The following is an 18,904-nucleotide window of genomic DNA, read 5'->3' as shown; positions in this document are numbered from 1 at the left end:
GGCAGGATTATCGGGCACAAACAAAAACGCCCCGATCAATGATCAGGGCGTTTTTTATTGCATTGCAGCTTAAGCAGCAATGGACAGCTTGAGCTTGTTCATCGCGCTCTTTTCGAGCTGACGGATACGCTCGGCCGACACGTTGTACTTCTGCGCCAGGTCGTGCAGCGTGGCTTTTTCTTCTGCCAGCCAGCGCTGGTAGAGGATGTCACGGCTGCGGTCGTCCAGTACTTCCAGCGCTTCGTGCAGGTTGCTGGTTGAGTTGTCGGTCCAGTCGGCATCTTCCAGTTGACGGGCCGGGTCGTACCGATGGTCTTCCAGATAGTTGGCCGGCGACTGGAAAGCGCTGTCGTCGTCCGCTTCCGCAGCCGGGTCGAAGGCCATGTCATGGCCGGTCAGGCGACTTTCCATCTCGCGCACTTCCCGCGGCTCTACGCCGAGGCTTTCAGCCACGCGATGGACTTCCTCGTTGTTCAACCACGCCAGACGTTTTTTCTGGCTGCGCAGGTTAAAGAACAGTTTGCGTTGGGCCTTGGTCGTGGCGACCTTGACGATGCGCCAGTTGCGCAGGATGAATTCGTGGATTTCAGCCTTGATCCAGTGCACTGCAAAGGACACCAGACGCACGCCCATTTCCGGGTTGAAGCGCTTGACCGCTTTCATCAGGCCAACGTTGCCTTCCTGAATCAGGTCAGCCTGGGCCAGGCCGTAACCGGAATAGCTACGGGCAATATGTACAACAAAACGCAGGTGGGCGAGCACCATCTGCCGAGCCGCCCCCAAATCCTGCTCATAGTAGAGACTCTCGGCCAGTTCACGCTCCTGCTCCGGTGTCAGCAATGGAATGCTGTTCACCGTGTGCACATAAGCCTCCAGGTTTGCGCCTGGGACTAGAGCATAAGCAGGTTGCAAAGAAGTGGTCATACGAAAAAACCTCCGACTTACATAACTCGTGCAGTTCAGCACTGCGAAAATTGACCGGGAACCAAAGGACAAGTTCCCCTACACGCTGAAAGGTCATACAAGCAAAAAGACACTACTTCGGTGCGAGCTCTCTCAAATGGCGCGCTACCGCAATCCAAGCACCGATATACCCCAACAGCACTGCGCCTAGCAAGAGTGACAGACCATCGGCAACCGGCACCCCGGCCAACGCGAAATTACTGCCATACAAGCCGGCCAGCCCAACCACTGCGTCGTTCAGCCAGTTCAGGCCAAACGCCAGAACACCCCAGGAAAGAATCCCCGCACCGAAGCCATAAAGCGCGCCCATGTACAGAAAAGGCCTACGCACATAGCTGTCAGTGCCGCCGACGAGTTTAATCACTTCTATCTCGGTGCGGCGGTTTTCAATATGAAGACGAATGGTATTGCCTATCACCAAAAGTAATGCAGAAACCAGAAGCACGGTCAGACCGAAGACAAACCGCTCGCCCAGCTTGAGGATGGCCGCCAAACGCTCGACCCAGACTAGATCAAGTTGCGCCTGTTGTACCTTTGGCAGTTCGGAAAGTTTTTGTCTTAATGCTTCAAGGGTCGCTTTGTCGACTTCGTTCGGGGTGACCAGCACCACGCCAGGCAACGGATTCTGCGGCAACTCCTTGAGCGCCTCGCCCAGACCGGACTGCTGCTGGAACTCTTCCAGCGCCTGTTCGCGGCTGATGTACTCGGCATCGGCCACGCCCGGCAAGCCTTTGATCTGCTCGCGCAGCTGTTCGCCTTCGTTGGCGCTGGCGTCGAGTTGCAGGTACAGCGAGATCTGCGCCGCACGCTGCCAGGAGCCGCCCAGACGCTCGACGTTGTTCAGCAGCAATGACAGGCCCATCGGCAAGCTCAGGGCAACGGCCATCACCAGGCAGGTGAAGAAGCTGCCGATCGGCTGCTTGCCCAGACGTCGCAGGCTGTCCAGCAAGCTGGCGCGGTGGCTTTCGATCCAGGCGCGCAGCAAGGTGCTGAAGTCCGGGCCGTCGTCTTCGTCGCGTTTTTTCTTCTGTGGTTGCGGATCGGCGGCCTTCGGGGCCACGCGCTCGGAAACCTTCGGACTGCGTGTTGCACTCATACCCCGGCCTCCCCGTCGCCGATCAATCGGCCACGTTGCAAGGTCAGCATGCGATGACGCATGCGGGCAATCAGCGCCAGGTCGTGACTGGCTATCAGCACGCTGGTGCCCAGACGGTTGATGTCTTCGAAAACGCCCATGATTTCTGCCGCCAGACGCGGGTCGAGGTTACCGGTCGGCTCGTCCGCCAGCAGCAAGGCCGGGCGATGGACGATGGCGCGGGCGATACCGACGCGCTGTTGCTGACCGGTGGACAGGTCGCCCGGGTAGAGATCGGTCTTGTCCGAGAGCGCCACGCGCTCCAGGGCCGAATCCACGCGCTTGGCGATTTCAGCCTTGGACAGGCCAAGAATCTGCAACGGCAAGGCGACGTTGTTGAACACCGTACGGTCGAACAGCAACTGGTGGTTCTGGAAGACCACACCGATCTGCCGACGCAGGTACGGGATCTGTGCGTTGCTGATGGTGGCCAGATCCTGCCCGGCCAGCAGCAGTTTGCCGGTGGTTGGACGTTCCATGGCCAGCAACAGCCGCAGCAAGGTACTTTTACCGGCGCCGGAGTGGCCGGTGACAAACAAGAACTCGCCCCGACGGACTCGAAAGCTCAGCTCATGCAAGCCGACGTGACCGTTCGGATAGCGCTTACCGACCTGTTCGAAACGAATCATTAACGCTCCCGCTCGGCAAACAGTGCCTGGACAAAGGGTTCTGCTTCAAAGGTACGCAAGTCATCGATGCCTTCACCGACACCGATGTAGCGAATCGGCAGACCAAACTGCTTGGCCAGGGCGAAAATCACCCCGCCTTTGGCCGTGCCATCGAGTTTGGTCAGGGCCAGGCCGGTCAGTTCGACCGTCTGGTTGAATTGCCTGGCCTGGTTGATAGCGTTCTGGCCAGTACCCGCATCGAGCACCAGCAGCACTTCATGCGGTGCGTCGGCGTCGAGCTTGCTGATGACCCGGCGAACCTTCTTCAACTCTTCCATCAGGTTGTCTTTGGTGTGCAGGCGACCGGCGGTGTCGGCGATCAACACGTCAATGCCACGGGCCTTGGCGGCCTGCACGGCATCGAAGATAACCGAAGCCGAGTCGGCACCGGTGTGCTGAGCGATCACCGGGATCTTGTTGCGTTCGCCCCAGACCTGCAATTGCTCGACCGCTGCGGCGCGGAAGGTGTCGCCGGCCGCGAGCATGACTTTTTTGCCTTCGAGTTGCAGCTTCTTCGCCAACTTGCCAATGGTGGTGGTTTTGCCGGCGCCGTTGACGCCGACCACCAGAATCACGAATGGCTTGTTCTGCGAGGTAATTTTCAGCGGCTGCTCGATAGGCTTGAGCATGTTGGCCAGCTCGGCCTGCAAGGATTTGTACAGTGCATCGGCGTCGGCCAGCTGCTTGCGCGCGACCTTCTGGGTCAGGCTCTGGATGATCACCGACGTCGCTTCGACGCCGACGTCAGCGGTCAGCAGGCGGGTTTCGATGTCTTCGAGCAGTTCGTCATCGATGATCTTCTTGCCGAGGAACAGGCTGGCCATGCCCTCGCCAATGCTGGCGCTGGTTTTCGACAGGCCTTGCTTGAGGCGGGCAAAGAAGCCGGCTTTGGTTTCTTCGGTGCGAGCCGGCTCGGCTGCAACCGGAGCCGCAACCGGAACGACCGGTGCAACCGGCGCTGGCGGCGTTACCGGTGCCGCGACGACGGGTGTCGGCGCTGGGGCAGGCACAGGTTCCGGAGCAGGTTCTGGCATGACAAATGCTGCAATCACCGGCTGAGGCAGATCCGGCTCATCAACTATCAGCTGTTCAGCCGCCGATTCGATGACTGGCGCCGGTTCGACCACCAGCAGTTCTACGGCTTGCTGGACCACTGTCGGCGCAGGAATCGGTGGCGTGACATGCGGCGCCAGTTCGTCTTCGACCAGAGCTACCGGCTCTTCAGCCACCGGCAGCGTCAACCACGGCGTGTGCGTGACTTCTGGCGTACGCGGCAGCTCTGCCACTGGCGCAGGTTGTGGCTCGGCAGCCGGTTGCAATACCGGCTCGGCTATCGGCACTACGACGGGGGCCGGCGCTTGCGCACCATCTATTACCGGCTCAGGCGCAACCTCGGGAAGTGGCTGTGGCTGTTCGACGACGGGCTCCTGCGGCTTTTTGCGCAGCCATCCGAACAGGCTTTTCTTCTCGCCAGCCGCAGCTGGGGTCTTCTTGTCGTCGTTGGAACCAAACATGGAGGACGGCTATCTCACGGTAGCGACGCGCCAATGGCGCCTCGGCAAATAAATATTCGATGCAGAACAGACTGCGTTTCACCCAGCTTGTTCACGCGCAACATTTTGTCGAAGTGCTCAACAGCACCTCAAGGATCGATTTTACGAAGGACTGAACTGGCAAAATCGGCGAAAAAGCGGAGTTTAGCTGATAAACAGAGGCTTTCCGCCGTGAACCCATACAACCTGATCAGGCACAAAAACCTGATAGGCGTGGCCGCCAGTAAAACGGACCGTTATCCTAGCACCCTCTAGCCCGCCTACGCTAAGACCTAGCGGGCAGCCCAACAGGTTTAAAAACGAATGAATGCTCTAGCCCGCCGCGCTGCTGGCCTGCTGCTCAGCACAGTTTGTCTGCCCCTTTCAGCTTTGGCTGCCGACCCTCAACCGACCCATGAATTCACCCTCGACAATGGCCTCAAGGTCGTCGTGCGCGAAGATCATCGGGCGCCCGTGGTGGTTTCCCAGGTTTGGTACAAGGTTGGCTCCAGCTACGAAACCCCGGGCCAGACCGGTTTGTCCCACGCCCTGGAACACATGATGTTCAAGGGCAGCGAGAAAGTTGGCCCTGGCGAAGCGTCGTTGATCCTGCGCGACCTCGGCGCCGAAGAGAACGCCTTCACCAGTGACGACTACACCGCGTATTACCAGGTGCTGGCCCGCGATCGCCTGGGCGTGGCCTTTGAACTTGAAGCCGACCGCATGGCCAACCTGCGCCTGCCGGCCGACGAGTTCAGCCGCGAGATTGAAGTGATCAAGGAAGAGCGCCGCATGCGCACCGACGACAAGCCGATGGCCAAGGCTTACGAGCGCTTCAAGGCCATGGCCTACCCGGCCAGCGGTTACCACACGCCGACCATCGGCTGGATGGCTGACCTGGACCGCATGAAGGTCGAAGAACTGCGCCACTGGTACAAGTCCTGGTATGTGCCGAACAACGCCACGCTGGTGGTGGTCGGTGACGTGACTCCGGACGAAGTCAAAGCCCTGGCTCAGCGCTACTTCGGGGCGATTCCGAAACGCGACATACCACCGGCGAAGATTCCGCGGGAACTGGCCGAACCCGGCGAGCGCCAGATCACCTTGCATGTACAGACGCAACTGCCGAGCCTGATGCTGGCCTTCAATGTGCCGAGCATCGCCACCGCGCAAGACAAGCGCTCGGTCAATGCCCTGCGGTTGATTGCAGCGTTGCTTGATGGCGGCTACAGCGCGCGCATTCCGGCGCAACTGGAGCGCGGCGAAGAGCTGGTCTCCGGCGGCTCGTCGAGCTACGACGCCTACACCCGCGGTGACAGCCTGTTTACCTTGTCGGCATCGCCGAACACCCAGAAACACAAAACCATAGCCCAGGCCGAAGCCGGTCTGTGGAAACTGCTCGAACAGCTGAAAACCACCGCGCCGTCGGCTGATGAAGTTGAACGCGTACGCGCTCAAGTAATCGCCGGTCTGGTCTACGAGCGTGACTCGATCACCAGCCAGGCCACTGCCATTGGTCAGTTGGAAACCGTTGGCCTGTCGTGGAAACTGATGGACGCCGAACTCGCCGAGCTGCAAAGCGTGACCCCGGAAGACATCCAGAAAGCCGCCCGCACTTATTTCACTCGCGAACGTCTCAGCGTTGCGCATGTACTGCCACTGCCCGAGGAAACCGCTCATGAGTGAGAGTAAAAAACCACGCCTGGTCCTGATCGGCCTGGTACTCGTCGCACTGGCCGCCTCGCTCGGCTTTTACTTCAGCCGTTCGACCGAGACCAACGCCAGCGAAGCCCTCGACCAGGCCAAGGCCAGCAAAAAGCTGCAATCTCTGACCGAACTCGACGGTAAAGCGCCGAGCCACCGCACGCTGGACGTGCAAACCTGGAAAACCGCTGAAGGCTCCAAGGTGCTGTTCGTCGCAGCCCCGGAGCTGCCGATGTTCGACATGCGCCTGATCTTCGCCGCCGGCAGCAGCCAGGACGGTGACAAACCGGGTCTGGCTGTGTTGACCAACGCGATGCTCAACGAAGGCATCGCCGGTAAAGATGTCGGCAAGATCGCTGAAGGTTTCGAAGGGCTGGGCGCAGACTTCAGCAACGGTGCCTACAAAGACATGGCCGTTGCCTCGCTGCGCAGCCTGAGCGCTGTGGATAAACGCACACCTGCCCTGAACCTGTTCGCTGAAGTGGTTGGCAAACCGACGTTCCCGACCGACTCGCTGGCGCGAATCAAGAACCAGTTGCTCGCAGGTTTCGAATACCAGAAGCAGAACCCCGGCAAACTGGCGAGCCTGGAGCTGATGAAGCGCCTGTACGGTAATCATCCGTATGCGCATTCGAGCGACGGCAACGCGCAAAGTGTCCCGCCGATTAGCGTGGCGCAACTGCGGGCCTTCCACGAAAAAGCCTACGCCGCGGGCAACGTAGTGATTGCACTGGTGGGCGACTTGTCGCGCAGCGAAGCCGAAGCGATTGCCGCACAGGTTTCCGCTGCACTGCCTAAAGGTCCGGCACTGGCGAAAATCGAACAACCGGCTGAGCCAAAAGCCAGCATCGGCCACATCGAGTTTCCGTCCAAACAGACCAACCTGATGCTCGCGCAACTGGGCATCGACCGTGGCGATCCGGACTACGCGGCCGTCTCCCTGGGCAACCAGATCCTCGGCGGCGGTGGCTTCGGTACCCGACTGATGAGTGAAGTGCGCGAGAAACGTGGCCTGACTTATGGCGTCTACTCGGGCTTCACGCCGATGCAGGTCCGCGGGCCGTTCATGATCAACCTGCAAACCCGCGCCGAAATGAGCGAAGGCACACTCAAACTGGTGCAGGACGTGCTCGCCGATTACCTTAAAACCGGCCCGACCCAGAAAGAACTCGACGACGCCAAGCGTGAACTGGCCGGCAGTTTCCCACTGTCCAACGCCAGCAACGCCGATATCGTCGGCCAACTGGGTGCCATGGGTTTCTATAATTTGCCGCTGAGTTACCTCGAAGACTTCATGCAGCAGTCCCAGAACCTGACCGTCGAACAGGTCACCGCAGCAATGAACAAACACCTGAGCACGGACAAAATGGTCATCGTTTCTGCTGGCCCGACCGTGCCGCAACAGCCGTTACCGGCCCCAACTGACAAACCTTCCGAGCAGCCGCTCGGGGTTCCGGAGCATTAATGGCCAGTCCATCGCGTCCTAAAAAACCTGTTCATAACGTCCACAACGGCGTGAACCAATTGCGCATCATCGGCGGTGAATGGCGCAGCCGTCGCCTGAGTTTCCCTGACGCCCCAGGCTTGCGCCCGACGCCCGACCGCGTGCGTGAAACCCTGTTCAACTGGCTCGCGCCGTACGTTGCAGGGGCCAAGGTGCTCGACCCGTTTGCCGGCAGCGGCGCGTTGTTTCTCGAAGCACTGTCGCGTGGCGCCGCCATGGGCCAGGCGCTGGATGCCAGCAGCCTGGCGGTTTCCAGCCTGAAAGAGCATTTGGGAACGCTGCGCTGCACCGTCGGCCAAGTGCAGACTGCCGACGCCTTGCGCTATCTGGAAACCCAGCCAGCGATCGCCTACGACCTGGTATTCCTCGATCCGCCGTTCAACCAGAACTTGCTGCCTGCTGTTTGCGCGCTGCTCGAAGAACGCCAATGGCTGGCCGACGACGCATGGATCTACACTGAAAGTGAAACAGCGCCATCGACCCTCGGTCTGCCAGGGGGCTGGCGCCTGCACCGGGAGCAAAAATCCGGGCGGGTCTACTACGCGTTGTGGCACCGTACGGCAGAGATCGCCGGTTAATCCACCGGCCTGAACAAGGTGCGTGCCTGGGGTCAACAGCCCCGGTGACGCACCGCTGCATCGAGAACAACCGTGTCTACACCGCCAGATCGTTTCACCCCTGCCTTCGGCCTCGGCAACCCGCACCTGCAAACCTTGTGGGGACCGCTGTGGCGCAAACCCACGCACCTGGATCGACAACGCGAACGTCTGTGGCTCGATGACGGTGATTTCCTCGACCTTGACTGGCACGGGCCGCACAGTGCCAAGGCGCCGTTGGTGCTGGTGCTCCATGGGCTGACCGGCTCTTCGAACTCCCCCTATGTCGCCGGTCTGCAGAAAGCCCTCTCCACCCACGGCTGGGCCAGCGTGGCGCTGAACTGGCGTGGCTGTTCGGGTGAACCGAATCTGTTGCCGCGCAGCTATCACTCCGGCGCCAGCGAAGACCTTGCCGCAGCGATCAACCACCTGCGAGCGACACGCCCCTTGGCACCGCTGTACGCAGTCGGCTATTCACTGGGCGGCAACGTATTGCTCAAGCACCTGGGAGAAACCGGCAGTGACAGTCAGCTGCAGGGCGCAGTGGCGGTTTCGGTACCCTTCCGGCTGGATCAGTGCGCCGACCGCATCGATCAAGGCTTTTCCAAGATCTATCAAGCGCACTTCATGCGCGAAATGCTCGCCTACATCAAGAACAAGCAACAACAGTTTCTGCGCGACGGCCACCACGAGGGCCTGGAGACCCTGGCCAAACTCGGCTCACTGGAAAACCTGCGCACGTTCTGGGACTTCGATGGCCGGGTGACCGCACCACTGAACGGTTTCACGGACGCTCAGGACTACTATCGCCGCGCCTCCAGCCGCTACTTTCTCGGTGAAATCCGTACGCCGACGCTGATCATTCACGCGGCCGACGATCCTTTCGTCTTCCTCCACAGCTTGCCGCAAGCCAGCGAGTTGTCGGGCAGCACACAGTTCGAATTGCAGGCCAAGGGCGGGCACGTCGGCTTCGTCGACGGCACGTTCCGCAACCCCGGCTACTACCTGGAACGGCGCATCCCGGCCTGGCTGGCCAACACAGGTCGCGAGTAAGGCCATGGAAGCCACCCCGGGCGAGTCGATACACTTCTGGCAAACGGCCCCCTTGGCCGGCGTCGAGCTGCTGTCTGCACGCTACATCGAGCAACGCTTCGTACCCCATGTGCATGACGGGTACGTTATCGGCATGATCATGGCTGGCGCTCAACGCTACCGCTATCGCGGCGCCGAACATCTGGCCGGCAGCGGAACCCTGGTGGTGATCAATCCGGACGAGCTGCACACCGGCCACAAAGGCACAGAAGACGGTTGGCTGTACCGGGCGTTTTATCCCGATAATCAGCAAATTCTTTCGTTGCTGGACGAACTTGAGCTGCCTGCCCAGCACTTGCCGGCCTTTGGCGCGACGCTGTATCGCGACCCGGATCTGGTGAACGGCTTCTGCCAATTGCACCGCTTGCTGGAAAGCCCGGCCAGTGCGCTGCAACAGCAGACCGTGTGGCGGGAAATGATGTTGTCGTTGCTGCAACGCCACGCCGCGGTAGCAACACCCGGTCAACCCGGCCAGGAACACCGGGCCATCGCTCGGGCAAAGGAGTTGATGCAGGCACAACTCGCCGCGCCACCCTCGCTGGAAGAACTGGCCACTGCGGTGAACCTTTCGCCCTTTCACTTCGCCCGCGTATTTCGCCATGCCACCGGTATGCCGCCGCACACCTGGCTGATGCAGCAGCGCATCGCCCAGGCCCGTGCGTTATTGCAGGAAGGTTGCCTGCCGCTGGAAGTGGCCAGCCAATTGGGTTTTGCCGACCAGAGCCATCTGAGTCGGCAGTTCAAGAAGGTTTATGGCGTAGGGCCGGGGGCGTATCGCAGTGCGCGACTGCGGTGAAATCTAAAAAGCACCCTAATACCCATGTGGGAGCGAGCTTGCTCGCGATGAGGCCGTCAGATTCAACAATGATGTTGACTGACAGTCCGCCATCGCGAGCAAGCTCGCTCCCACAGGATTTTGTGGTGACTAGTCGCCGGTGGCGACGCCCCGCGCAGGATCGGTAATCCATTCGCTCCACGATCCAGCATACAGCGAGCCCAATGGATAACCGGCCAGGCACAATGCAAACAAGTTGTGGCAAGCGGTCACGCCCGAGCCGCAATACGCCACCAGTTCGGTCGGTGAGCGATCACCCAGTTTCGCCGCAAAACGCTGCTTGAGCTGATCGGCGGGAAGAAAGCGCCCGTCGGCACCCAGGTTTTCCGTGAAAGCCGCGCATTGCGCGCCGGGAATGTGCCCGGCAACTGGGTCAATCGGCTCGACCTCGCCACGAAAACGCGGCAGGCCTCGGGCATCGAGCAAGGTCAGCGTCGGTTGACCTAGGCGCTGTTGCAGTTTCTCGGCACTCACTAACAAGGTGTGGTCCGGCGCACCGCTAAAGGAGCCACGGGGGATTGCCGGGGTATCAAGGCTCAGCGGCAAGCCAGCCGCGTGCCAGGCCTTGAGGCCGCCATCGAGAATGAACACGCCGTCGCGCTTGCCCAGCCAGGCCAGCAACCACCAGGCCCGCGCGGCATACATGCCGGGGCCGTCGTCATACAAAACGACTTCGCTGTTGTTGCTGATGCCCCAATCCTGCAAGCGCTCAATCAAATGGTGCGGCGTCGGCAATGGATGACGACCGGTGACACCCTTGACCACGGGCCCGCTGAGGTCATGTTCGAGATCCGCAAATGAGGCACCCTCGATATGCCCCAGGGCATAGCTGCGATGACCGTAATCCGGGTCTTCCAGGGCAAAACGACAATCCAGAATCACCAACCCGGCCTGGTCTTTTTTCTGGTCCAGGGCGTTCGGGCTGATCAGTTGCGCAATGGGCATGGCGGGCTCCTCTGATTAAGTCTCTGGTCGATCCTACTGCACTTCTTCCAGAGCCTGGGCCAACGGCACGTAAAACTCCTCGAACAAGCCATTGACCGCCTCACGCGCTTGCTCCGTGACGAATCCTGCTTCCAGCACCAGCACCTGATACACGCCGCGTTTAATGGCTTGCTCGCTGAGGTGGTTGGAATTTTCCCGCGTGGTGCACAAAAACCGCACCCAGGACGTGAGGATGATCCAGGCGTTGAGCGTCAGGGATTCGATCTGGACCTTGTCCATGCACAGAATGCCGGCCTCGACGAAGCCTGCGTAAATCGCCGTGCCCTGGATCAGGCAGCGTTGGGAAAAACGCCGGTATCGAGCGGCCAATTCCACATCGTTGTCGAGCAAGTGCTCGAGGTCGCGGTGCAAGAACCGGTAACGCCACATGGCGGCCAGCAACTCCTGCAAGTAGAAGCGCTTGTCTTCAACGGTCGCGGCGCGGCCCTGGGGCGGGCGCAGGAAGCTCTCTACCAGGGCTTCATACTCACTGAACAACACGGCGATGATCGCCTGCTTGTTGGGGAAGTGGTAGTACAGGTTGCCTGGAGAAATCTCCATGTGCGCGGCGATATGGTTGGTGCTGATGCTGCGTTCGCCCTGTTGATTGAACAGCTCCAGGCTGTTCTGCACGATGCGCTCGCTGGTTTTTATTCGTGGGGCCATGGCTTGAGCTTTAATTCTTCAGTGCGTTGCCGGGCATCTTACGACCTATCCGCTGGCGGATAAATCATCGCTTCCCGAGGATGTCATTTGACTTTCTAGAGCATAGACTCTAAAAACTTCCTCATCCAAAAAAAAACCGGAGCTACCATGCCCGCCGACATTGCCTACCTGCAAAGCTCCCAACAGCCATTGAGTGAGCTTCACGATCTGTTTGCCGCCCAGCGTCAGGCCTACGCGGCCCATCCGATGCCGCCGGCTGCGCAACGTCAGCAATGGCTCAAGGCATTACGCGACCTGCTGAGCGACGAGCGCCAGGCCCTGATCGACGCGATCAGCCAGGACTTCAGCAACCGCAGCGCCGATGAAACCCTGCTCGCCGAGCTGATGCCGAGCCTGCACGGCATTCATCACGCCAGCAAACACCTCAAAAGCTGGATGAAAGCGTCACCGCGCAAGGTAGGAATTGCCTTTCAGCCGGCTGCGGCCAAGGTGGTTTATCAGCCATTGGGCGTGGTCGGGGTCATCGTGCCTTGGAACTACCCGCTGTACCTGGCCATCGGACCATTGGTCGGCGCGTTGTCGGCGGGCAACCGGGTGATGCTCAAGCTCAGCGAATCCACGCCGGCCACCGGGCAACTGCTCAAGAACCTGCTGGCCAAAGTCTTTCCCGAAGATCTGGTGTGCGTGGTGCTGGGTGAAGCCGAGGTCGGCATGGCCTTCTCCAAACTGCCGTTCGACCACCTGCTGTTCACCGGCGCCACCAGCATCGGTAAACATGTGATGCGCGCGGCAGCCGAGAACCTGACGCCCGTAACATTGGAGTTGGGCGGCAAATCTCCGGCCATCGTTTCCCACGATGTACCGCTCAAGGACGCCGCCGAACGCATTGCCTTCGGTAAAACCCTGAACGCCGGACAAACCTGTGTCGCGCCGGACTACGTGCTGGTGCCGGAAGAGCGGGTCGGTTCCTTCGTCGAAGCCTATCGCCAGGCGGTTCGCGGGTTTTACCCGACACTCGCGGACAACCCGGACTACACCGCCATCATCAATGAACGCCAATTGGCGCGGCTGCACAGCTACCTCAGCGACGCCACCAGCAAGGGCGCGCTGCTGATCCCGGTGTTCGAACAGGATCAGGGCCGGCGCATGAGCCACAGCCTGCTGCTGAATGTCAGTGACGAGATGATCGTGATGCAGGATGAAATCTTCGGCCCGGTGCTGCCGATCGTGCCTTACAAAAATCTGGACCAGGCGTTTGCCTACATCAACCAGCGGCCACGTCCGCTGGCGTTGTACTTCTTCGGCTACAACAAGGCCGAACAAAATCGCGTCCTCAACGAAACCCATTCCGGCGGCGTATGCCTGAACGACACCTTGCTGCACGTCGCGCAGGACGACATGCCGTTTGGTGGAATCGGTGCTTCGGGCATGGGCCATTACCACGGCCATGAAGGTTTCCTGACGTTCAGCAAAGCCAAAGGCGTGCTGATCAAGCAGCGTTTTAACGCGGCGAAGCTGATTTATCCGCCGTACGGCAAGTCGATCCAGAAGCTGATCCAGAAGCTGTTCATCCGCTGACAGCTCATTACCGGGTAATAACAATAATGAACCCAAGCCTGTCCGAATCCCCCGCGCTGTCACGGCGCGGCCTGCTCAAATTCAGTCTCTGCGCTACGGCCTTCCTGACTACCGCCGGCCTCGGCGCCAGCCTCAGTGGGTGCTCGGCCAGCAGTCCGGCCAGTGGTTTCGCGATTTTGCGCAGCAGTGATCTGCCGTTTTTGCGGGCGTTGATCCCGGTGATGCTCAGCGGTGCCGTGGCCGTCGAAAAACTCCCGGCCGCCCTCGAGGGCACCCTGCAATCGCTGGACAACGGCCTCAATCACCTGTCGCCGGAAATGCTCAAGCTGACCCAACAACTGTTCGACGTGCTCGGCATGACCGTCACTCGCGGGCCACTGACCGGAATCTGGGGCAGTTGGGAAAACGCCAGTGGCGATGACATCCGCCAGTTCCTCCAGCGCTGGCAAAACAGCTCGCTAAGCCTGTTGCGCATGGGCCACAGCTCGATCCTGCAACTGGTGATGATGGCCTGGTACGGCCGCGCCGAGTCGTGGGCACATTGCGGTTATCCGGGACCGCCCACCGTTTGAGACCGAGGCGCCCCTATCGCGAGCAGGCTCGCTCCCACAGGGGGTTCGCGATCCATGTGGGAACGAGCTTGCTCGCGAAGGCGCCAGCCGCATCACCACCGAATCCAAAACAATAAGAGAACCCAAAGATGCCCGTACCCGATCCGTTCCGCGAAGGCCTGGCCCGTGGCTGGAAAACCTATAACGGCTCGCAACTGGCCAATGATCTGACGCTGGAAGCCGACATTGCGATCATCGGCAGCGGCGCTGGCGGTGGCACCAGCGCCGAAATTCTCAGCGCTGCCGGCTATAAAGTCCTACTGATCGAAGAAGGCCCGCTCAAGACCAGCAGCGACTTCAAGATGCTCGAAGACCAGGCCTATTCCAGCCTTTATCAGGAAGGCATCGGTCGCATGAGCAAGGACGGCGCGATCACCATCCTGCAAGGTCGCGCAGTCGGTGGCACGACGTTGATCAACTGGACCTCAAGCTTTCGCACCCCCGAACCGACCCTCGAACACTGGGCCAGGGAACACGAAGTCAAGGGCCACAGCCCGGCGGAAATGGCGCCCTGGTTCGAAAAAATGGAACAGCGCCTCGGTGTCGCCCCGTGGAGGGTGCCGCCCAACGCCAACAACGACGTGATCAAAAAAGGCTGTGAACAGCTCGGCTACAGCTGGCACGTGATCCCGCGTAACGTGCGCGGCTGCTGGAATCTCGGCTACTGCGGCATGGGCTGCCCGACCAACGCCAAACAATCGATGATGGTCACGACCATTCCTGCGACCCTGGAAAAAGGCGGCGAGTTGCTCTACCTCGCCCGCGCCGAACAACTGCTGATCAAGGACAACAAGATCACCGGCCTGCATTGTGTGGCAATGGACGAGCGTTGCGTGGTGCCGACCGGGCGCCGCATTACCGTCAAGGCGCGGCATTACGTGCTGGCCGGCGGTGGCATCAACAGCCCGGCGTTGCTGCTGCGTTCCAAAGCCCCCGATCCCCATGAACGCCTTGGCAAGCGGACCTTCCTGCACCTGGTGAACATGTCTGCCGGGCTGTTCGACGAAGTGATCAACCCGTTCTACGGTGCGCCGCAGTCGATCTACTCCGACCACTTTCAGTGGCTGGACGGCACCACCGGCAAAATGTCCTACAAGCTTGAAGTGCCGCCACTACACCCGGCGCTGGCCGCGACCTTGCTCGGAGGTTTTGGCAAAGACAACGCCCAGCACATGCAGCAGCTGCCGCACACCCACGCGATGCTGGCGCTGCTGCGCGACGGTTTTCACCCGGACAGCCCCGGCGGCAGCGTCGAGTTGCGCGGCGATGGCACGCCGGTGCTCGACTATCAGGTCTCAGCCTATGCCTGGGATGGGCTACGCCGGGCGTTTCACAGCATGGCCGAGATTCAGTTCGCCGGCGGTGCCAACGCCGTGATGCCGATGCACGCCGATGCGCGCTACGTGAAAACCCTCGCCGAGGCCCGCACGCTTATCGATGGTCTGAGCCTTGAGCTGTACCGCACACGACTGGGCAGCGCTCATGTGATGGGCGGGTGTGCCATGGGTGAAGACCCGAAACATGCCGTCACTGACAGCCTCGGCCGTCATCATCAGCTGAGTAATCTGTCGATTCATGATGGTTCGCTGTTCCCCACCAGCATTGGCGCCAACCCGCAATTGTCGGTCTACGGACTGACCGCGCAACTGGCGACAGCACTGGCGATGCGTTTAAAAAAACCATGAAAAAACACATAATACGCACCGTCTATAGTGCTTTCTTACCCCAAAGGCGACTTGGCCGACCGGGAATGCTGCGATACCATCCGACTCCCCAACGGACTCCCGCCAGGACGACGCGATGAACCGAGTGTTGTACCCAGGTACCTTCGACCCTATTACCAAGGGCCATGGCGATCTGGTCGAACGCGCCTCGCGCCTGTTCGATCACGTGATCATCGCCGTCGCCGCCAGCCCGAAGAAAAACCCGCTATTCCCCCTGGAACAGCGTGTGGAGCTGGCCCGCGAGGTCACCAAACATTTGCCGAACGTCGAAGTCGTCGGCTTTTCGACGTTGCTGGCGCATTTCGCCAAAGAGCAGAATGCCAATGTGTTCCTGCGTGGCCTGCGTGCGGTGTCGGATTTCGAATACGAATTCCAGCTAGCCAATATGAACCGCCAGTTGGCCCCGGACGTGGAAAGCCTGTTTCTTACGCCGTCCGAGCGCTATTCGTTCATTTCTTCGACGCTGGTCCGTGAAATTGCAGCCCTGGGCGGCGATATCACCAAGTTCGTCCACCCTGTCGTGGCCGATGCGCTGACCCAGCGCTTCAAAAAGTAGGAGCTGCCGAAGGTTCGGGCCGCGTTCGGACGATCTTTTGCAGCCCATCGCTCCCGCGTGCACTGCGGGCGCCAATGCGGCACAATTGTGCGCATTAGTTTTCAGATGCCTGGGCAGACTACCCCGGCAGGAGTCAGTCCCAATGTCCCTGATCATCACCGACGATTGCATCAACTGCGACGTCTGCGAACCCGAGTGTCCGAACGCCGCCATCTCCCAGGGCGAAGAGATCTATGTGATCGACCCGAACCTCTGCACCCAGTGCGTCGGTCACTACGACGAACCTCAGTGCCAGCAGGTTTGCCCGGTGGATTGCATTCCGCTGGACGAAGCGCACCCGGAGACTGAAGAGCAGTTGATGGAGAAGTACCGCAAGCTTACCGGCAAGGCCTGATTATTCGGTGTCCATAAGGACGCCATCGCGAGCAAGTTCGCTCCCACATAGATCTGCTGTGAACACACTATTTGTGAACACCAAAGATCAAATGTGGGAGCGAGCTTGCTCGCGATAGGGCCATCAGCCACACCGCTGACCCAGCTAATTCACTGCTGCTCGAAACCCTCCCCGATACACCCCAGGCAACGGACGAACGCCGCTTTCGCCGGATCGACCACCAACGCCTGCCCCGCATCGCCTATCCCGCCGCCCAGCGCGGTAAACGGCAAGGACACGACAAACACCCCGGCACCGATCACCGTCGCCACCACCAGCAAAGGGCGGGCGATCAACAAATCGCCGATCATCGCGTATGCCGGTGGGTTGTGGATGCTGTAACTGGGGTCGCCGCTGCCGCCTTCAGACGCCTGGGCAGATAAGCCGATGCTCAAGAGCAGCGCGGCAGCAAGAGTTTGGGTCAACGTCATGGCACGGTCCTTCGGCTAGGCAGTCAGACCACTAACTATAGACCGTGGGAATTCTCAGCTCTGACAACGTGGGCAAAAGACGCTCGCGCGCTGCCCAAGGCGAACTTCCCGCAACTCAGTGCCACAGACCTTGCACTGCTCACCGCCACGGCCGTACACGAACAGCTCTTGCTGGAAGTAGCCCGGCTGGCCGTCACCGCCAATAAAATCGCGCAGCGTGGTGCCGCCGCGCTCGATAGCGGCGGCCAGAATGCGTTTGATCTCGATCGCCAGCTTCAGATAGCGCGCCCGGGAAATCCCCTTGGCTTCACGGCGCGGGTCGATCCCGGCAGCAAACAGCGCTTCGGTCGCATAAATGTTGCCAACCCCCACCACCACCGCGTTGTCCATGATGAACGGTTTGACCGCCATCGAACGCCCGCGTGACAGCTGGAACAGCCGCTCGCCATCGAACAGATCAGTCAGCGGCTCCGGCCCCAGACGAACCAGCAGTTCGTGATTCAGCGGATCGAGGCTCCAGAGCATCGCGCCAAAACGTCGCGGATCGGTGTATCGCAGCGCCAGGCCAGACTCAAGCTCGATGTCCACATGCTCGTGCTTGAGCGCCGGCAAGCCGACTTCCACCAGACGCAAATTCCCCGACATGCCCAAATGGCTGATCAAGGTGCCGACTTCGGCGTTGATCAGCAAATACTTGGCACGTCGCTCCACCAGCACAATGCGCTGCCCGGACAGGCGCACATCGAGGTCCTCGGGGATCGGCCAGCGCAGACGCCGGTCCCGCACGATCACGCGACTGACGCGTTGGCCTTCAAGGAACGGGGCAATACCGCGACGGGTGGTTTCGACTTCTGGCAGTTCAGGCATGGCGCACTCGGATCAAGGAAGGGTCCGACACTCAATGGTGAGCGCCGAGCTCGCGAATCGTCTGTTTGAGGTTCTCGAAGTCGTAGTCCGAGAGGCCAACATAATCGAGCACCAGGTGCCCGACATTGTTCCACTCGTGATCTTCGGTCTGATTGCCCAGTACACGATACGAGGCGCAGATGTGTTCGGCCATCTTCAGGATCGCCAGCAGGTTTTTCAACTGGCTGTTGCGCGACGACTCGTCGCTGAAAATCGCCAACGCATTGTGGTGATTGGCGATCGCGTCGGTCACATGCTCCGGCAGGCGCCAGGATTTCGCGGTGTAGTAACCGACCACCGCGTGGTTGGTATTGAGTACGCGGTTCTCGGTATCAACCACCCGGCATTCGGCGCTGGCACTGGCGTAGGCCTCTTCCAGCACCGACATATAGTTGGGGAAGCGCTTGAGCATCAACGGCACGCCGCAATCGTGGAACAGGCCCAATGCATAAGCCTCATCCACCGCTTGCGAGCCAATGCGTTTGGCCAGACTCAGGCTGGTCATCGCCACATCCTGGGCGGTGTCCCAGAATCGGTTCAGGACGACGATGGTGTCGTCATTCATCTCGCCTTTGATCGACTGCGCGTTGATCAGGTTGATGACCGAGCGACTGCCCAGCAGGTTCACCGCGCGCTGGATCGAGGCGATCTTGTTGCTCAGCCCGTAATACGGCGAGTTGACGATCTTCAACAAGGCGCCAGAGAGGCCCGGGTCCTGGGAGATCAACTTCGCGATCACTTCCAGGTCCGGGTCCGGCATGTACTGCTCCATCTGCAAATCCACCATGATTTGCGGCTGAGGCGGCACGCTGATGCCTTGCAGGGCCTGTTGAATCTGTTCGGAAGATAGCTCTTGGGACATAAGTACTTACTCTGGGTCAGTCGGCGATTCTAGCGGAAAAAATCCGCCGCATGGGCGATCCGTCCGACGCAACGCCCATAAACAACCGCGCTGCGGATACCCATCTAGCGCTATACTCCCGCTC

The 18,904-nt window shown here is 60.3% G+C and carries 19 protein-coding genes; 10 read left to right on the top strand and 9 right to left on the bottom strand.

Annotated features, from left to right (window positions below):
* Positions 1-69: 69 nt before the first annotated feature.
* From rpoH to ftsY, 4 genes are all read right to left on the bottom strand, one after another.
* The gene (rpoH, locus tag AC1RKH_RS26995) at positions 70-924 is read right to left on the bottom strand and encodes an RNA polymerase sigma factor RpoH (protein WP_123426423.1); all 855 of its coding nucleotides are present in this window, start codon (positions 922-924) and stop codon (positions 70-72) included.
* A 112-nt stretch (positions 925-1,036) separates the two neighbouring features.
* Entirely contained in the window at positions 1,037-2,059 is a 1,023-nt protein-coding gene (gene ftsX, locus AC1RKH_RS26990) for a permease-like cell division protein FtsX (protein ID WP_123426422.1), read from the bottom strand.
* Positions 2,056-2,727, bottom strand: coding sequence for a cell division ATP-binding protein FtsE (gene ftsE, locus AC1RKH_RS26985; RefSeq protein WP_019694097.1), 672 nt, complete (start codon positions 2,725-2,727; stop codon positions 2,056-2,058). Before ftsE ends, ftsX begins: the two co-directional genes overlap by 4 nt.
* Entirely contained in the window at positions 2,727-4,280 is a 1,554-nt protein-coding gene (ftsY, locus tag AC1RKH_RS26980; RefSeq protein WP_493064384.1) for a signal recognition particle-docking protein FtsY, read from the bottom strand. The genes ftsE and ftsY overlap by 1 nt, the downstream gene beginning before the upstream one ends.
* 342 nt (positions 4,281-4,622) lie before the next feature.
* On the opposite strand from ftsY, the gene AC1RKH_RS26975 reads away from it, so the two are divergent.
* From AC1RKH_RS26975 to AC1RKH_RS26955, 5 genes are all read left to right on the top strand, one after another.
* A complete protein-coding gene (locus AC1RKH_RS26975) occupies positions 4,623-5,984 on the top strand; it encodes a M16 family metallopeptidase (protein WP_493064385.1) in 1,362 nt (453 codons plus the stop codon).
* A complete protein-coding gene (locus tag AC1RKH_RS26970) occupies positions 5,977-7,467 on the top strand; it encodes a M16 family metallopeptidase (RefSeq protein ID WP_493064386.1) in 1,491 nt (496 codons plus the stop codon). The genes AC1RKH_RS26975 and AC1RKH_RS26970 overlap by 8 nt, the downstream gene beginning before the upstream one ends.
* The gene (gene rsmD / locus AC1RKH_RS26965) at positions 7,467-8,084 is read left to right on the top strand and encodes a 16S rRNA (guanine(966)-N(2))-methyltransferase RsmD (RefSeq protein WP_123426418.1); all 618 of its coding nucleotides are present in this window, start codon (positions 7,467-7,469) and stop codon (positions 8,082-8,084) included. Before AC1RKH_RS26970 ends, rsmD begins: the two co-directional genes overlap by 1 nt.
* 72 nt (positions 8,085-8,156) lie before the next feature.
* Positions 8,157-9,155, top strand: coding sequence for a hydrolase (locus AC1RKH_RS26960; protein WP_493064387.1), 999 nt, complete (start codon positions 8,157-8,159; stop codon positions 9,153-9,155).
* 4 nt (positions 9,156-9,159) lie between these two features.
* On the top strand, positions 9,160-9,990 hold the full coding sequence (locus tag AC1RKH_RS26955; protein WP_493064388.1) for an AraC family transcriptional regulator: 831 nt from the start codon (positions 9,160-9,162) through the stop codon (positions 9,988-9,990).
* A gap of 129 nt (positions 9,991-10,119) precedes the next feature.
* Here the strand turns inward: AC1RKH_RS26955 and AC1RKH_RS26950 are convergent, their stop codons facing one another.
* Together AC1RKH_RS26950 and AC1RKH_RS26945 are read right to left on the bottom strand one after the other, a co-directional pair.
* A complete protein-coding gene (locus AC1RKH_RS26950) occupies positions 10,120-10,974 on the bottom strand; it encodes a sulfurtransferase (protein WP_493064389.1) in 855 nt (284 codons plus the stop codon).
* 33 nt (positions 10,975-11,007) lie between these two features.
* Positions 11,008-11,679, bottom strand: coding sequence for a TetR/AcrR family transcriptional regulator (locus tag AC1RKH_RS26945; protein WP_123426414.1), 672 nt, complete (start codon positions 11,677-11,679; stop codon positions 11,008-11,010).
* Between the two features lie 147 nt (positions 11,680-11,826).
* On the opposite strand from AC1RKH_RS26945, the gene AC1RKH_RS26940 reads away from it, so the two are divergent.
* The 5 genes from AC1RKH_RS26940 (at position 11,827) to AC1RKH_RS26920 (ending at position 16,542) form a co-directional block, all read left to right on the top strand.
* On the top strand, positions 11,827-13,257 hold the full coding sequence (locus AC1RKH_RS26940) for a coniferyl aldehyde dehydrogenase (RefSeq protein WP_493064390.1): 1,431 nt from the start codon (positions 11,827-11,829) through the stop codon (positions 13,255-13,257).
* A gap of 26 nt (positions 13,258-13,283) precedes the next feature.
* Entirely contained in the window at positions 13,284-13,829 is a 546-nt protein-coding gene (locus AC1RKH_RS26935) for a twin-arginine translocation pathway signal protein (RefSeq protein ID WP_493064391.1), read from the top strand.
* A 128-nt stretch (positions 13,830-13,957) separates the two neighbouring features.
* Positions 13,958-15,553 (top strand): GMC family oxidoreductase, encoded by a 1,596-nt coding sequence (locus AC1RKH_RS26930; protein ID WP_493064392.1) that lies wholly within the window; start codon positions 13,958-13,960, stop codon positions 15,551-15,553.
* A gap of 115 nt (positions 15,554-15,668) precedes the next feature.
* On the top strand, positions 15,669-16,148 hold the full coding sequence (gene coaD, locus AC1RKH_RS26925; protein WP_123426410.1) for a pantetheine-phosphate adenylyltransferase: 480 nt from the start codon (positions 15,669-15,671) through the stop codon (positions 16,146-16,148).
* Between the two features lie 142 nt (positions 16,149-16,290).
* Complete coding sequence (locus tag AC1RKH_RS26920; RefSeq protein ID WP_008150569.1) at positions 16,291-16,542, top strand: YfhL family 4Fe-4S dicluster ferredoxin; 252 nt, start codon at positions 16,291-16,293, stop codon at positions 16,540-16,542.
* Between the two features lie 149 nt (positions 16,543-16,691).
* Here AC1RKH_RS26920 and AC1RKH_RS26915 read toward each other — a convergent pair whose 3' ends face one another.
* The 3 genes from AC1RKH_RS26915 to AC1RKH_RS26905 are packed head-to-tail and all read right to left on the bottom strand — an operon-like array spanning position 16,692 to position 18,726.
* Positions 16,692-17,012: a multidrug transporter gene (locus AC1RKH_RS26915; RefSeq protein WP_493064393.1), complete on the bottom strand. Its 321-nt coding sequence runs from the start codon at positions 17,010-17,012 to the stop codon at positions 16,692-16,694.
* 54 nt (positions 17,013-17,066) lie between these two features.
* The gene (gene mutM, locus AC1RKH_RS26910; RefSeq protein ID WP_123426408.1) at positions 17,067-17,879 is read right to left on the bottom strand and encodes a bifunctional DNA-formamidopyrimidine glycosylase/DNA-(apurinic or apyrimidinic site) lyase; all 813 of its coding nucleotides are present in this window, start codon (positions 17,877-17,879) and stop codon (positions 17,067-17,069) included.
* A gap of 31 nt (positions 17,880-17,910) precedes the next feature.
* Positions 17,911-18,726 (bottom strand): HDOD domain-containing protein, encoded by an 816-nt coding sequence (locus AC1RKH_RS26905; protein WP_185015412.1) that lies wholly within the window; start codon positions 18,724-18,726, stop codon positions 17,911-17,913.
* Positions 18,727-18,904: the final 178 nt, after the last annotated feature.

This window comes from Pseudomonas sp. GW822-FHT06B12 (assembly GCF_058799675.1).
Note: the sequence above shows the minus strand (reverse complement) of the source record. Positions and strands in the feature narration are given on the sequence as shown.

Excerpts from the sequence above, each read along its gene's own strand:
- AC1RKH_RS26940 (WP_493064390.1), top strand. The coding sequence starts at position 11,827 with ATGCCCGCCGACATTGCCTACCTGCAAAGCTCCCAACAGCCATTGAGT.
- AC1RKH_RS26950 (WP_493064389.1), bottom strand. The coding sequence starts at position 10,974 with ATGCCCATTGCGCAACTGATCAGCCCGAACGCCCTGGACCAGAAAAAA.
- AC1RKH_RS26945 (WP_123426414.1), bottom strand. The coding sequence starts at position 11,679 with ATGGCCCCACGAATAAAAACCAGCGAGCGCATCGTGCAGAACAGCCTG.
- AC1RKH_RS26915 (WP_493064393.1), bottom strand. The coding sequence starts at position 17,012 with ATGACGTTGACCCAAACTCTTGCTGCCGCGCTGCTCTTGAGCATCGGC.
- rsmD (WP_123426418.1), top strand. The coding sequence starts at position 7,467 with ATGGCCAGTCCATCGCGTCCTAAAAAACCTGTTCATAACGTCCACAAC.
- AC1RKH_RS26920 (WP_008150569.1), top strand. The coding sequence starts at position 16,291 with ATGTCCCTGATCATCACCGACGATTGCATCAACTGCGACGTCTGCGAA.
- coaD (WP_123426410.1), top strand. The coding sequence starts at position 15,669 with ATGAACCGAGTGTTGTACCCAGGTACCTTCGACCCTATTACCAAGGGC.
- mutM (WP_123426408.1), bottom strand. The coding sequence starts at position 17,879 with ATGCCTGAACTGCCAGAAGTCGAAACCACCCGTCGCGGTATTGCCCCG.
- ftsY (WP_493064384.1), bottom strand. The coding sequence starts at position 4,280 with ATGTTTGGTTCCAACGACGACAAGAAGACCCCAGCTGCGGCTGGCGAG.
- AC1RKH_RS26930 (WP_493064392.1), top strand. The coding sequence starts at position 13,958 with ATGCCCGTACCCGATCCGTTCCGCGAAGGCCTGGCCCGTGGCTGGAAA.
- AC1RKH_RS26975 (WP_493064385.1), top strand. The coding sequence starts at position 4,623 with ATGAATGCTCTAGCCCGCCGCGCTGCTGGCCTGCTGCTCAGCACAGTT.
- ftsE (WP_019694097.1), bottom strand. The coding sequence starts at position 2,727 with ATGATTCGTTTCGAACAGGTCGGTAAGCGCTATCCGAACGGTCACGTC.
- rpoH (WP_123426423.1), bottom strand. The coding sequence starts at position 924 with ATGACCACTTCTTTGCAACCTGCTTATGCTCTAGTCCCAGGCGCAAAC.
- AC1RKH_RS26955 (WP_493064388.1), top strand. The coding sequence starts at position 9,160 with ATGGAAGCCACCCCGGGCGAGTCGATACACTTCTGGCAAACGGCCCCC.
- AC1RKH_RS26935 (WP_493064391.1), top strand. The coding sequence starts at position 13,284 with ATGAACCCAAGCCTGTCCGAATCCCCCGCGCTGTCACGGCGCGGCCTG.
- ftsX (WP_123426422.1), bottom strand. The coding sequence starts at position 2,059 with ATGAGTGCAACACGCAGTCCGAAGGTTTCCGAGCGCGTGGCCCCGAAG.
- AC1RKH_RS26970 (WP_493064386.1), top strand. The coding sequence starts at position 5,977 with ATGAGTGAGAGTAAAAAACCACGCCTGGTCCTGATCGGCCTGGTACTC.